12 protein-coding genes are annotated in these 13,331 nt (G+C 70.5%); all 12 read right to left on the bottom strand.

Going from position 1 to position 13,331, the window contains the following annotated elements; all coding sequences use genetic code 11:
- Nucleotides 1-35 precede the first annotated feature (35 nt).
- The 12 genes from ACZ4NB_RS12855 to ACZ4NB_RS12910 all read right to left on the bottom strand — a co-directional run bounded on the left by ACZ4NB_RS12855 (nucleotide 36) and on the right by ACZ4NB_RS12910 (nucleotide 13,318).
- On the bottom strand, nucleotides 36-329 hold the full coding sequence (locus ACZ4NB_RS12855; protein ID WP_360941721.1) for a YggT family protein: 294 nt from the start codon (nucleotides 327-329) through the stop codon (nucleotides 36-38).
- 73 nt (nucleotides 330-402) lie between these two features.
- A complete protein-coding gene (locus ACZ4NB_RS12860; protein WP_467660775.1) occupies nucleotides 403-1,023 on the bottom strand; it encodes a cell division protein SepF in 621 nt (206 codons plus the stop codon).
- A gap of 123 nt (nucleotides 1,024-1,146) precedes the next feature.
- Entirely contained in the window at nucleotides 1,147-1,893 is a 747-nt protein-coding gene (locus ACZ4NB_RS12865; protein WP_467660776.1) for a YggS family pyridoxal phosphate-dependent enzyme, read from the bottom strand.
- On the bottom strand, nucleotides 1,890-2,654 hold the full coding sequence (pgeF, locus tag ACZ4NB_RS12870; protein ID WP_467660778.1) for a peptidoglycan editing factor PgeF: 765 nt from the start codon (nucleotides 2,652-2,654) through the stop codon (nucleotides 1,890-1,892). The genes ACZ4NB_RS12865 and pgeF overlap by 4 nt, the downstream gene beginning before the upstream one ends.
- A gap of 14 nt (nucleotides 2,655-2,668) precedes the next feature.
- Nucleotides 2,669-3,904: a cell division protein FtsZ gene (gene ftsZ / locus ACZ4NB_RS12875; protein WP_467660780.1), complete on the bottom strand. Its 1,236-nt coding sequence runs from the start codon at nucleotides 3,902-3,904 to the stop codon at nucleotides 2,669-2,671.
- 283 nt (nucleotides 3,905-4,187) lie between these two features.
- Nucleotides 4,188-5,003 carry a cell division protein FtsQ/DivIB gene (locus tag ACZ4NB_RS12880; protein ID WP_467660782.1) on the bottom strand — a complete coding sequence of 272 codons (816 nt, stop codon included), beginning with the start codon at nucleotides 5,001-5,003 and terminating at the stop codon, nucleotides 4,188-4,190.
- 22 nt (nucleotides 5,004-5,025) lie between these two features.
- The gene (gene murG / locus ACZ4NB_RS12885) at nucleotides 5,026-6,117 is read right to left on the bottom strand and encodes an undecaprenyldiphospho-muramoylpentapeptide beta-N-acetylglucosaminyltransferase (RefSeq protein WP_384440840.1); all 1,092 of its coding nucleotides are present in this window, start codon (nucleotides 6,115-6,117) and stop codon (nucleotides 5,026-5,028) included.
- Between the two features lie 6 nt (nucleotides 6,118-6,123).
- Nucleotides 6,124-7,464 (bottom strand): putative lipid II flippase FtsW, encoded by a 1,341-nt coding sequence (gene ftsW, locus ACZ4NB_RS12890; RefSeq protein WP_467660784.1) that lies wholly within the window; start codon nucleotides 7,462-7,464, stop codon nucleotides 6,124-6,126.
- Between the two features lie 58 nt (nucleotides 7,465-7,522).
- Nucleotides 7,523-8,977, bottom strand: coding sequence for a UDP-N-acetylmuramoyl-L-alanine--D-glutamate ligase (gene murD, locus ACZ4NB_RS12895; RefSeq protein ID WP_467660786.1), 1,455 nt, complete (start codon nucleotides 8,975-8,977; stop codon nucleotides 7,523-7,525).
- Complete coding sequence (gene mraY, locus ACZ4NB_RS12900) at nucleotides 8,974-10,038, bottom strand: phospho-N-acetylmuramoyl-pentapeptide-transferase (protein ID WP_384440864.1); 1,065 nt, start codon at nucleotides 10,036-10,038, stop codon at nucleotides 8,974-8,976. The genes murD and mraY overlap by 4 nt, the downstream gene beginning before the upstream one ends.
- A gap of 5 nt (nucleotides 10,039-10,043) precedes the next feature.
- The gene (locus ACZ4NB_RS12905) at nucleotides 10,044-11,495 is read right to left on the bottom strand and encodes a UDP-N-acetylmuramoyl-tripeptide--D-alanyl-D-alanine ligase (protein WP_467660788.1); all 1,452 of its coding nucleotides are present in this window, start codon (nucleotides 11,493-11,495) and stop codon (nucleotides 10,044-10,046) included.
- 62 nt (nucleotides 11,496-11,557) lie between these two features.
- Complete coding sequence (locus tag ACZ4NB_RS12910; protein WP_467660790.1) at nucleotides 11,558-13,318, bottom strand: UDP-N-acetylmuramoyl-L-alanyl-D-glutamate--2,6-diaminopimelate ligase; 1,761 nt, start codon at nucleotides 13,316-13,318, stop codon at nucleotides 11,558-11,560.
- Between the last annotated feature and the right edge of the window lie 13 nt (nucleotides 13,319-13,331).

Below are 13,331 nucleotides of genomic sequence, written 5' to 3' on the forward strand. Positions count from 1 at the left end.
AACGTAGTCGTCGGCAATCGGCAAGACCGTATCGTTCACACCAACAACACCGACCTCACGACGGTGATCAGGATGTACACGATGATCATCAATACGAAGAAGGACAGGTCGAGCGCCACGCCCCCGAGACGCAGCGGCGGAATGACCCGCCGCAGAAGCTTGAGTGGCGGATCAGTGACAGTGTAGGCGGCCTCAAGAACGACCACCATCGCCTTGCCCGGTTGCCATGAACGGGCGAACTGGAAGACATAGTCCATCACCAGCCGGAAGATCAACACGATCAGGAAGCAGTACAGCGCGATATAGATCACCTGACCAGCGACACTCATCTCGCGCGTCCCTCTCCCCTTGACCTTGCGTGTGTGTTGACCCTACGGGCCCTGGTGTGCCCGGTGTTGCGTCTCAGCTCTGGTTGAAGAACCCGCCCTCTGCGATACGGGCCTTGTCCTCCGCCGTGACATCGACGTTAGCAGGCGACAACAGGAACACCTTCTGCGTCACCCGCTCGATGCTCCCGTGAAGACCAAACACCAAACCGGCCGCAAAGTCGACAAGTCGCTTCGCATCAGTATCGTCCATCTCCGTGAGATTCATGATCACCGGAGTGCCCTCGCGGAAGTGTTCCCCGATGGTACGGGCTTCGTTGTAGGTCCGGGGGTGGAGTGTGGTGATGCGGTACGGCTCCCGCTCGGACACAACCTTGGGCATGATCACCGGTGCGTTCTTCTCCAGATTCGGGCGGTCGGGTGTGATGGATGCCACGGGTGCGATTCGCGCGGGTCGTCCGCTTTCCGCGGCGAGCGGGGCAGGTTCGCGTTGCGCCGGAGGCGTCACGGCACGGACGGGTTCGTCCCGTTCCGGCCGTGTTTCGGGCTGCACTTGGTGCTGCTGGCGCCGCCCCCGGTCAGGCTCCGGGTCAAGCTCGGGCTCGAACTCGTCGTCGGGGTCGAACCCCCGGCCGTCGTACCCATCGTCCTCCACGAGGCCGAGGTAGACCGCCATCTTGCGCATCGCGCCGGCCATTCTCTGCGTCCTCCGCTCTGTGGTGGATCGGCTCCGTCACCGGGGGCCTTGGATCCACGCGGGCCTCCCGCTTTCTGCGGGAATGACCATATTTTGTGCTGTGGTCCGACTTGCTTGGCGACGTTACCCGAGCCGTGGTCGGACTCCGAGTACCGCAGTGCCGACGCGCACATGTGTCGCCCCGGCCGCCACGGCGTCCTCAAGGTCCGCGCTCATGCCTGCTGACACCATGTTGGCAGCAGGATGGGTGGCGCGCAGGTCGGTTGAGATTTCCATGAGTCGTTCGAATGCGGCGAGTTGCCGTCCGGCATACGGCCCGGCCAGCGGCGCGACGGTCATCACACCGTCCAGGCGCAGACCTTGGGCTCCGGCGATCGCCTCCGCGAGTTCGGCCACCCCGTCCGGCGCCACCCCGCCACGGGCTCCGAGTCTGCTCCCGCCCGCCCGCCCGGCGTCCCCCGACTCCGCGTCGAGTGCCACCTGGACGAGGCAACCCAGCTCGCGCCCGGCGCGGACCGCTTCCTTGGAGAGCGCGGTGACAAGTCGCACCCGGTCGACCGACTGAACAATTCCGGCATAACCCGCCACAGACCGCACCTTGTTGGTCTGCAGCTGTCCAACGAAGTGCCAAGTAAGGGGCAAATCAGCGCATTCGGCGGCCTTCGGTGCGGCGTCCTGGTCGCGGTTCTCCGCGACCTGTCGCACACCCAGTTCAGCGAGCAGCCGCACATCGCTCGCGGGGTAGGTCTTGGTGACCACGATCAGGGTCACCTCGTCGCGCGGCCGACCGGCCTTGGCGCAGGCGGCGGAGATACGATTTTCCACCCGCGCCAGGTTGTCGGCCAGTTGCGTCTTGCGGTCGTCCGTCACAGCTCGGCCTCCCCCGGCCCCCGGCCGGGGATCTCCCCGAGCCACACATAGCTCGCGAGCCGCCCGGTCGTACGGTCGCGCCGATAAGAGAAATGGTCCGCGGACTCCCGCGTGCAGATGTGGGAATCCTCACGCACCGCCACGCCCGCCGCGGCGAGTTGGGCCCGCACTCCCGCGGTGACGTCCACCGACGGCGTGCCCCAGCTGGTCGTCGCCTGCGCCTCGGGCACCACCGCCGCGACCTCGGAGCGCATCGCCGCGGGCACCTCGTAGCAGCGGCCGCAGATCGCGGGTCCGGTGCGGGCCACGATCCGCTCCGGCGCCGCGCCCAGTTCCACCATCGCCCCGACGACCGCGGGTACGACCCCGGCCACCAGTCCGGGGCGGCCGGCGTGCGCGGCCCCCGCGATCCCGGCGACCGGGTCGGCCAGCAGCACCGGAGTGCAGTCGGCGGTCAGGACGGCGAGCGCCAGACCCCGGCGGGCCGTGACCACCGCGTCCACACACGGGACATCGGCGTCGCGCCAGGGGCCGTCGACGACGGCGACGTCCCGGCCGTGGACCTGGTTCATCCAGACCACCGCGGCCGGGTCGAGGCCGAGTTCCCGTGCGGCGAGCGCACGGTTGGCGAGGACGGCCTGCGGGTCGTCGCCGACCGCGCCGCCCAGGTTGAGCTGCTCATACGGAGCGGCGCTCACCCCGCCCCACCTGTCGGTGAAGGCGAAGTGCGCGCCGCTCTCGTGGTGCTGTTGCCCTATCACTTCGGTGCTTTACGTCACTTCAGGAAGTCGGGAACGTCCAGTTCCTCGGCCGCGGAGTCGGAGTACGACGGACGAGCCGGGGGAACCTGCGGGGTGCCCGACGGCGACGAGGAGACCTCGCCCAGCGGGGCGGAGGACTCGGCGGGCGCCGGCTCCTCGTCCCGTACCGGCACCGAGCCCAGGCCGCCGAAGGACGACGGCGTGCGCGGCTCCGGCGGAGCGGCCGGACGGCTCGGGGCCGGGGCGGGCTCCTCGCGCTTCGGGGACGACAGGGCGGCCTGCGCATCGCGGCGGGCCGGCGGCTGACCGCCGTCGAAGCCCGCGGCGATGACCGTCACCCGGACCTCGTCGCCCAGCGCGTCGTCGATGACCGCACCGAAGATGATGTTGGCTTCCGGGTGTGCCGCCTCGCTGACCAGCTGCGCGGCCTCGTTGATCTCGAAGAGACCGAGGTCGGAGCCGCCGGAGATGGACAGCAGCACCCCGCGGGCGCCGTCGATGGATGCCTCCAGGAGCGGCGAGGAGATCGCCATCTCCGCGGCGGCCACCGCGCGGTCGTCGCCGCGCGCCGAGCCGATGCCCATGAGGGCCGAGCCGGCCTCCGACATCACGGACTTGACGTCCGCGAAGTCGAGGTTGATCAGACCCGGGGTGGTGATCAGGTCGGTGATGCCCTGGACACCCGACAGCAGCACCTGGTCCGCGGACTTGAACGCGTCGAGCACGCTCACCTGGCGGTCCGAGATGGACAGCAGTCGGTCATTGGGAATCACGATGAGGGTGTCGACCTCTTCGCGCAGCTGGGCGATGCCGTCCTCGGCCTGGTTGGCGCGACGGCGGCCCTCGAAGGTGAACGGCCGGGTGACCACACCGATCGTCAGGGCGCCCAGCGAGCGCGCGATGTTGGCGACGACGGGTGCGCCGCCGGTGCCGGTACCACCACCCTCACCCGCGGTCACGAAGACCATGTCGGCCCCCTTGAGGACCTCCTCGATCTCCTCGCGGTGGTCCTCGGCCGCCTTGCGCCCCACATCCGGGTTGGCGCCGGCGCCGAGGCCGCGGGTCATTTCGCGGCCGACGTCGAGCTTGACGTCGGCGTCGCTCATCAGCAGCGCCTGCGCATCGGTGTTGATCGCGATGAACTCGACGCCCTTGAGCCCGACCTCGATCATCCGGTTGATGGCGTTCACGCCACCGCCGCCGATGCCGACGACCTTGATGACTGCGAGGTAGTTCTGCGGTGCTGCCACGTCGAAGGCCTCTCGCCTCGAGTTACGTGTCGTCGCCGCACGTGCGTGTGGACGCCGACTGATGCCGATTGGGGCGGTTCGTATCGCCGACCCGAACCCTAACGTTGAAGTTTAGGGTTACCTGTGCCTGTGTTCCTTGGTTCCATAGTCCCTTTGGAACGAGACACTAAGTCGACAAGGCGCGCCCGTTCAACGAACACGCCGAACCTCCCGTTTTTCTTTTCACCCTATGTGATCACCCATAGTCGTAGCCATCCAGGGTGCTGGCCTGCGGCTGAGTACGTCAACTCCCCGATACGGCAGGGGCGCTGGGAACCGAGACGTCGAAGTGGCGCGCGTCACGTGCGGCTTTCAGCAGCGCGGTCAGCACCTTCGCCTTTTCGGCGCCCTGTTCGCGGCTGCCCCAGGCGACCGTACGGTCACCGGAAAGTTGGAGGGTGATGGCGTCGTAGGACCGTACGCGCACTTTGCGGAGGTCCTTGTGCACGGCCGGGGGCAGATCCCGAGCGATCTCGACCGCGGCGCGCCGCAACCGGTCGATTCCGAACTGGCGCAGGCTCGGGGAGTCGGAAGCGGCCATTTCCAGAAGCGGAACGCCCTTGGGGGCGGCGCCGACGGTGGCGAACCGGACGCCCTCGGCGTCCACTTCAGCAAACTTTCCGCCCGTCGGCATCAGCAGTTCCGGCGTCCTTTCCGTCACGTTCAGACCGATCGTGTGCGGCCAGGACCGTTCGACGTCAACCGTCTTGATGCGCGGCAGCCGCGCGCGCAGCCGGCGGGCGAGTGCGTCGGTATCGACCGAAATCAGCGGTGTGTTCATCGGAGTGCGGGCCGCGGCGACGACCTCACGCGGGGTCAGGACCTCGGTGCCGGTGGCCCGTACGCGCTCCACCCGCAGCCAGCTCGACGCGTAGAGCACCCAGACGCCGAACGCGCCGAGCAGCACCGCGAGAACCGTGATGATGATCAGACCGCGGCGGCCCGGCGCGCGAAACGGGAAGCGCACCCGCGGGAATCTGCGTCCGCGCGCCTCCGGGGCGGAGGGCGGGCCGGACGGTGACTTCTTCTCGCCGCGCCGGGCGGTTGTCGGTCCGGCCACGCTCCCTGCCTTCCCTAGTGCGCTACTTGTTGTGCTGCGCGATCGCCTCGTAGACCATGCCGACCAGCAGCTCGTCGGCGTCCCGGCGGCCGAACTCGGAGGCCGCGCGGGACATCTCGTACAGCCGGTGCGGATCGGCCAGAACCGGGAGCACGCTGCTCTGCACCCAGTCCGGGGTCAGCTGGGCGTCGTCGACCAGCAGGCCCCCGCCGGCGTTGACCAGCGGCTGAGCGTTGAGCCGCTGCTCCCCGTTGCCGATGGGCAGCGGGACGAAGGCGGCCGGGAGCCCGACGGCGGACAACTCGGCGACGGTCATCGCGCCCGCGCGGCAGAGCATCATGTCGGCCGCGGCGTACGCGAGATCCATCCGGTCCACGTACGGTACCGGGACATAGGGGGGCATCCCCGGCATGTTGTCCACATGCGGCAATTCGTTCTTCGGACCGACCGCGTGCAGGACCTGGATGCCGGCGCGCTGCAGGGCCGGAACGGTGGCCTGGATGACCTCGTTCAGCCGGCGGGCGCCCTGGGATCCGCCGGACACCAGGAGCGTCGGCAGGTTGGGGTCCAGACCGAAGGCGGCCCGCGCCTCGGGGCGGACCGCGGCGCGGTCCAGGGTGGCGATGGTGCGGCGCAGCGGGATGCCGACGTAGCGGGCACCGCGCAGCTTGCTGTCCGGGGTGCTGACGGCGACGAACTTGGCGTACCGCGAGCCGATCTTGTTGGCCAGGCCGGGGCGGGCGTTGGCCTCGTGGACGATGATCGGCACACCGAGCCGCTTGGCGGCCAGATAGCCGGGCAGCGCCACGTAGCCGCCGAAGCCGACCACGCAGTCCGCCTTCGTGCGCTCCAGGATCTGCTCGGCGGCCTTGATCGTGCCGCGCAGCCGCCCGGGGACGGTGATCAGCTCAGGGGTGGGCTTGCGCGGCAGCGGTACGGCCGGGATGAGGCCCAGCTCATAGCCGCGCTCCGGGACGAGCCGGGTCTCCAGCCCCTTCTCCGTGCCCAGTGCCGTGATCCCCACGGTGGGGTCCTGCCTCCGCAGGGCGTCCGCGAGGGCGAGCGCGGGCTCGATGTGGCCGGCGGTCCCCCCACCGGCGAGTACGACATGCACCGAAATTCACCGCTCTCCAGACGGCCGCTTCTTGACGCGCCGTCTCATCGTCTTCCATCTCACCCCAGCCGGTCTCCTGCCGAAGACCGGCTGCCGCATGGCCAGCGCCGCCCGTGCAGCGGGCTCGTCACGCGCGAAGGCGATCAGCAGCCCGATGGCGAACATCGTGGGCAGCAGGGCGGAGCCTCCGTAGGAGAACAGCGGGAGCGGGACACCGGCGATCGGCAGCAGGCCGAGCACCGCACCGACGTTGATCACGGCCTGGGCCGTGATCCAGGTGGTCACGCCTCCCGCGGCGTACCGTACGAAGGGGTCCTCCGTGCGTCCGGCCACGCGGATACCCGCATAGCCTAGAGCCGCGAAGAGGGCGAGCACCGACAGCGTCCCCGCCAGACCCAGTTCCTCCCCGGTGATGGCGAAGATGAAGTCGGTGTGCGGTTCAGGGAGTTCACCCCATTTTTCCATACTCGCGCCGAGCCCGGAACCGAAGAATCCGCCGGATGCCAGGGCGTAGATCCCGTGCACGGCCTGCCAGCACTGATCGCCGGGCCCCGGATCGGTCGCTCCGATGCAGGCCAGCCGGGACATCCGGTTGGCGCTCGTCATGATCAGCAGTGCACCGATCGCCGAGGCGGCGCCCAGCACCCCCACGAACAGCCGGGTCGGCGCCCCGGCCAGCCACAGCAGCCCGAAGAGGATCGCCGTGAGAATGATCGCGGTGCCCATGTCGCCGCCGAGCATGATCAGCCCGAGCACCAGGAAGGTCACCGGGATCAGCGGCACCAGAAGGTGTTTCCACTGCGTCAGCAGCCTCCGGTCCTGTTTGCGGGCGAGCAGATCGGCGCCCCACAGGACCAGCGCGAGCTTGCCGAACTCGCTCGGTTGCATCTGGAAAGGCCCGCCGAGGCTGATCCAGTTCTGGTTGCCGTTGACCGCGACCCCTATGTCCGGAATCTGCACCAGGCACATCAGGAACACCGAGCCGGCGAGCAGCGGATAGGCCAGCATGCGGTGCACCCGTACCGAGAGCCGGGCGGCGAGCACCAGCAGCCCGCTGCCGAGGACGGCGGCGAGCAGCTGCTTGCGGAAGAAGAACGTCGGGGCCAGACCGGACTGCAGCGCCTTGATCTGGGACGCCGAGTAGACCATCACCAGCCCCAGGACGGTGATCAGCAGGCTGCCGCCGAGGATGAGGTAGTACGCGGTCAGCGGACGGTCCCAGGCCCGCCTCAGCCGGCTGTGGAGCCCCCGCGGGCCGCCCGGCGGACGGCCGCCGCGCGGCGGGCGCACCGGCGTGGTCCGGCGGGGCCGACGCGCCGCTGCCGCCTTCGCCGATCGGGCCGTCATCCTCGTCCCCTCCACGGGTGCGCTCGCCGCCGGTCCGGCGGCAGCGGGGAGAAAGGGTCTACCGGTCCCCTGCGGTCAGCTCGCGGACCGCTTCGGCGAATGCCTCGCCCCGCTTGTTGTAGTTGACGAACATGTCCATCGAGGCACAGGCCGGAGCCAGCAGGACGGTGTCGCCGGGCGCGGCCAGACGGGTCGCCTCCCGGACCGCCTGCGGCATCGCCCCAGTGTCGGTCCGGTCGAGGTCGACCACCGGGACATCGGGGGCGTGTCGCGCCAGGGCTTCGCGAATCAGCGCCCGATCGGCGCCGATCAGCACCACCCCGCGCAGCCGGTCCGCGGACTTGCGGACCAGCTCGTCGAAGGTCGCGCCCTTGGCGAGGCCGCCGGCGATCCACACGATGTGCTCGTACGCCGCCAACGACGCCTCGGCGGCGTGGGTGTTGGTGGCCTTGGAGTCGTCGACGTAGGCGACGCCGTCGACGTCCGCGATGTGCTGGATGCGGTGTGCGTCCGGGTGGAAGGCGCGCAGCCCGTCGCGTACGGCGCCGGGGGCGACGCCGAAGGCCCTGGCCAGCGCCGCCGCGGCGAGCGCGTTGGCGATGTTGTGCGGCGCCGCGGGCTTGACGTCGGCGACCTCGGCGAGCTCCTGGGCCTGCTTGTGCCGGTTCTCGACGAAGGCGCGGTCGACGAGGATGCCCTCGACGACACCGAGTTGGGAGGGGCCGGGGGTGCCGAGGGTGAAGCCGATCGCGCGGCAGCCCTCCTCGACGTCGGCCGCCCGGACCAGGTCCTCGGTCGCCGGGTCGGCGACGTTGTAGACGCAGGCGACGGTGTTGCCCTCGTAGATCCGGCCCTTGTCGGCGGCGTACGCCTCCATGGAGCCGTGCCAGTCCAGATGGTCGGGGGCGAGGTTGAGGACGACCGCGGAGTGCGCCCGTACCGACGGCGCCCAGTGCAGCTGGTAGCTGGAGAGCTCGACGGCGAGCACGTCGTAGGACGTGTCCTCCTGCCGCCCTTCGCCGAGGACCACGTCGACGAGCGGGACCCCGATGTTGCCGACGGCGGCGGTCCGCAGACCGGCCGCCTCCAGGATCGAGGCCAGCATCTGGACGGTGGTGGTCTTGCCGTTGGTGCCGGTGACGGCCAGCCACGGGGCGGAGTCCGGGCCGCGCAGCCGCCAGGCGAGCTCGACATCGCCCCACACCTCGATGCCGGCCTTCTCGGCCGCGAGGAAGAGCGGGCTGGTCGGCTTCCAGCCCGGGGTGGTGACGATCAGTTCCGTGCCCTCGGGGAGGGTGTCGCCGTCGCCGAGGCGGACGGTGACCCCCAGCTTCTCCAGTTCGGCGGCCTGCGCGCGCTCGCGGTCGCCGTCGCTGCTGTTGACGACGGTGACGCGGGCACCGAGGCCGGCCAGCGCGCGGGCGGCGGGAACGCCGCTCACGCCCAGGCCGGCGACGGTGATGTGCAGACCGGCGAACCCCGCGGGGTGGTCGGTCGAGCCGTGCGTGGTCACTTCGCCGCCTGCCAGCCGCCGTAGAAGATGCCGAGTCCCACGATGACGCACATGCCCTGGATGATCCAGAACCGGACCACCACAAGGACTTCCGACCACCCCTTGAGTTCGAAGTGGTGCTGGAGTGGCGCCATCCGGAAGACCCGCTTGCCGGTCAGCTTGAAGGAGCCGACCTGGATGACCACGGACATGGTGATCAGGACGAAGAGACCGCCGAGGAGGGCGAGCAGCAGCTCCGTGCGGGAGCAGATCGCCAGACCGGCCAGCGCGCCGCCCAGGGCCAGCGAGCCGGTGTCGCCCATGAAGATCTTGGCGGGCGAGGTGTTCCACCACAGGAAGCCGAAGCAGGCGCCCATCAGGGCGGAGGCGACGACCGCGAGGTCGAGGGGGTCGCGCACCTCGTAGCAGCCCGGTCCCGCGGTGATCTGGTTGGCGCAGGACTCCTGGTGCTGCCAGATGCCGATGAAGGTGTACGCGCCGAAGACCATCACCGAGGCGCCGGTGGCCAGGCCGTCGAGGCCGTCGGTGAGGTTCACGCCGTTGGACATCGCCAGGATCATGAACAGCGCCCAGATCACGAAGATCACGGGGCCGATCTGCCAGCCGAAGTCCTGGGTGAAGGACAGCCGGTCGGAGGCCGGGGTCTGTCCGCGCATGTCGGCGAACTGCAGCGAGAGCACCGCGAAGGCGATACCGACGATCAGCTGGCCGGCCATCTTCGCCTTGGCCCGCAGGCCCAGCGAACGCTGCTTGACGATCTTGATGTAGTCGTCCAGGAAGCCGACCAGGCCCATGCCCGCGAAGAGGAAGAGCACCAGCACACCCGAGAAGGTCGGATCGCTGGAGGTGATCACCTTCGTCAGGGCGTAGGCGATGATCGTGGCCAGGATGAAGGAGATACCGCCCATGGTGGGCGTGCCCTTCTTGCTGCCGTGGGTGCGGGGGCCGTCATCGCGGATGAACTGCCCGTACCCCTTCTTCGCCAGCAGCTTGATCAGCAGCGGGGTGCCGATCAGGGTCAGGAAGAGCCCGATCATTCCGGAGAAGAGGATCTGCTTCATCGAGTTCATCGGGTCGCGGCTCCACCCTCAGCGCCCGCGGCGCCCACCATGCCCTGGTCGTCCAGCAAAGCTGCGGCGACCCGCTCCAGCCCCACCGACCTGGACGCCTTCACCAGCACGACGTCTCCCGGCCGCAGCTCGCTGCGCAACAGGTCGACCGCCGCCCGCGCGTCGGACACGTGCACCGACTCCTCACCCCACGAACCCTCGTTCTTGGCGCCCATGTCGAGCCAGGCCGCTTCCCTGCCGCCGACTGCCACGAGCTTGCTGACGTTGAGCCGGACGACCAGCCGCCCGACCGCGTCGTGTTCGGCGAGTGACTCCTCACCGAGCTCGGCCATCTCACCGAGCACCGCCCACGTACGACCGCCCTTCGCCTTGGCGGCTGCGCCCATCGCGACCAGCGCTCGCAGCGCCGCTCGCATGGACTCCGGGTTCGCGTTGTAGGCGTCGTTGACGACCGTCACGCCGTCCGCGCGCTCGGTGACCTCCATACGCCAGCGGGAGAGCGTGCCGGCTTCGGAGAGCGCGGTGGCGATCTCGTCTACGGGCATGCCCAACTCATGGGCGACGGCGGCCGCGGCGAGCGCGTTCGACACGTGGTGCTCACCGTACAGCCGCATGGTCACATCACTGCACCCGGAGGGTGTGCGAAGCGTGAAGGCGGGCTGTCCGAGCTCCGTGAGCCGGACATTCTCGGCACGTACGGCGGCGTCCTCGGACTCGCCGAACAGGACCGTGCGGGCCTTCGTACGCGCGGCCATGGCGCGGACGTACGGATCGTCGGCGTTGAGCACCGCGATGCCGCCGTGCTCGGCCGACGGCAGCGCCTCGACGAGTTCGCCCTTCGCCTCGGCGATCTTCTCGCGGCCGCCGAACTCGCCGATGTGCGCACTGCCGACGTTGAGCACCACACCGATCCTCGGCGGCGTCAGCTCGGCGAGGTAGCGGATGTGGCCGACGCCGCGGGCGCCCATCTCCAGGACGAGGTGGCGGGTGGCGGCATCGGCGCGCAGCGCGGTCAGCGGCAGCCCGATCTCGTTGTTGAGGTTGCCCTCGGGCCAGACCGTCGGACCGTGCCGCTGCAGCAGCTGGGCGATCAGGTCCTTGGTGCTGGTCTTGCCGGCCGAGCCGGTGAGGCCGACGACGGTGGTGCCCAGACGGTCGACGACGGCGCGGGCGAGCGCGCCGAGCGCGGCGACCACGTCGTCCACGACGATCGCGGGGACGCCGACGGGACGGGCGGCCAGGACGGCCACCGCGCCCGCCTCGACGGCGCCCTGCGCGAAGTCATGGCCGTCGACGCGCTCCCCGGCGAAGGCCACGAACAGACCGCCGGGGCGTACCGCGCGGGAGTCGGTGACGACGGGCCCGGTCACCTGGCGGCCGGCGTCCGGTATGTCGTGCTGCTGTCCGCCGACGATGCTCGCGATCTCGGCGAGCGACAGGGAGATCACAGGTCACCCCCGATACGGGGCGGGCGGTGGCGGCAAAAGGGTTGTGCGCGCATGGCGGTGTGTCATCCCCGGTGGTTCGGCTGCGGTGACTGCTGCGACTTCAGTGCTGCCTCGATGGCCTCGCGCAGCACCTGACGGTCGTCGAAGGAGCGGACCACTCCGGCGATGTCCTGGCCCTGCTCATGGCCCTTGCCCGCGACGATCACGGTGTCGCCGGGCTCGGCGCGGGCGACGGCCGCGGCGATGGCGGCGGCCCGCTCCTCCTCGACCAGCACCGTGCCGCGTTCGTGGACCGGCACCTCGGCGGCGCCCGCGAGCATGGTGGCGAGGATCGCGAGCGGGTCCTCGTTGCGGGGGTTGTCGGAGGTCAGGATGGCCGTGTCGGCGAGGCGGGCCACCGCGGCGCCCATGGGGGCGCGCTTGTGCGGGTCGCGGTCGCCGCCGCAGCCGAGCACGGCGTGCAGCTTGCCGTCGGTGACCTTGCGCAGCGCGCGCAGGACCGATTCGACGGCGTCGGTCTTGTGCGCGTAGTCGACCACCGCCAGATACGGCTGGCCGGCGTCGACGCGCTCCAGGCGGCCGGGGACGCCGGGCACCGCCGCGACGCCGTCGGCCGCGGTCTGCGCGTCGATGCCGGCGACGACCAGCGAGACGATCGCGGCGAGCGCGTTGGCGACGTTGAACGGGCCGGCGATCGGGGACGCGGCCCGTACGGTCTGCCCGTCGGGGCCGTGCACGGTGAAGGTCGAGCCGAGGGCGCCGACCTCGACGTCGGAGGCGCGCCAGTCCGCGTCGGGGTGGCCCTCGGCGGAGAAGGTGGTGACCGGGACCTCGGACTCGCCCTCGGCCAGCCGCCTGCCGTACTCGTCGTCGAGGTTCACGACCCCGGCGCGGCTGCGGGCCTTGGTGAACAGCTGGGCCTTGGCCTGGAAGTAGTCCTCCATGCCGGAGTGGAACTCCATGTGCTCCGGGCTGAGGTTGTTGAAGATCGCGACGTCGAAGACGCAGCCGTCGACCCGGCCCAGGACCAGCGCGTGGCTGGAGACCTCCATGGCCAGGGCGCTGACGCCGCGCTCGCGCATGACCGCGAACAGCGCCTGCAGGTCGGTGGCCTCGGGGGTGGTGCGCTCGGACTTGATGCGCTCGTCGCCGATCCGGGTCTCCACCGTGCCGATCAGGCCGGTCAGCCCCCCGTCGGCGCGCTTGGCGGCCGCGGCCCGCAGGCCGCCCTCGATGAGGTAGGCGGTGGTGGTCTTGCCGGAGGTTCCGGTGATGCCGATCTGGAGCAGGTCCTCGCCCGGCGCGCCGTAGATCGAGACGGCCAGGGCGCCCATCCGTGCGCGCGGGTTGTCGACGACCAGGACCGGCAGGCCGGTCGCGGCGGCGCGCTCGGCGCCCGACGGGTCGGTCAGGATCGCCGCGGCGCCGAGGTCGGCGGCCTGGGCGACGAAGTCGGCGCCGTGCAGCCGGGCGCCGGGCAGCGCGGCGTAGACGTCGCCGGGCCGGACCGCCCGGGAGTCATGGGTGATCCCGGTGACGGCGACGGGCTCCGCGGCGTCGCCACCGGGGCGGCCCGCGGCGGAGATCGGGGTGCCCAGCTGCTCGGCGAGGTCCGCCAGGGGGGTGGGGCGGACCTGTTCAGGGCGCGGCGCTCCCGGGTACTTGCCGGGGCCACCCTTCTCAGCGTGCGGGGCTTTCGGGGACTGATCAGCGTGTGACACGGCGGTGAGCGTACCGGGCCGATCGGGCCCGGGGCGAAGTGAGGGTTGTGTGGAGGTGCGGCTTCGGTGCTCGGGGGACCCGGCGGGGGTGATGGTCGTCACGGCGGGATTGCCT

It is taken from the genome of Streptomyces sp. NPDC026575, assembly GCF_055567415.1.

What these genes read in the sequence shown, in the direction of transcription:
- ACZ4NB_RS12855 (WP_360941721.1), bottom strand. Translation starts at nt 329, where the DNA reads ATGAGTGTCGCTGGTCAGGTGATCTATATCGCGCTGTACTGCTTCCTG.
- ACZ4NB_RS12860 (WP_467660775.1), bottom strand. Translation starts at nt 1,023, where the DNA reads ATGGCCGGCGCGATGCGCAAGATGGCGGTCTACCTCGGCCTCGTGGAG.
- ftsW (WP_467660784.1), bottom strand. Translation starts at nt 7,464, where the DNA reads ATGACGGCCCGATCGGCGAAGGCGGCAGCGGCGCGTCGGCCCCGCCGG.
- mraY (WP_384440864.1), bottom strand. Translation starts at nt 10,038, where the DNA reads ATGAAGCAGATCCTCTTCTCCGGAATGATCGGGCTCTTCCTGACCCTG.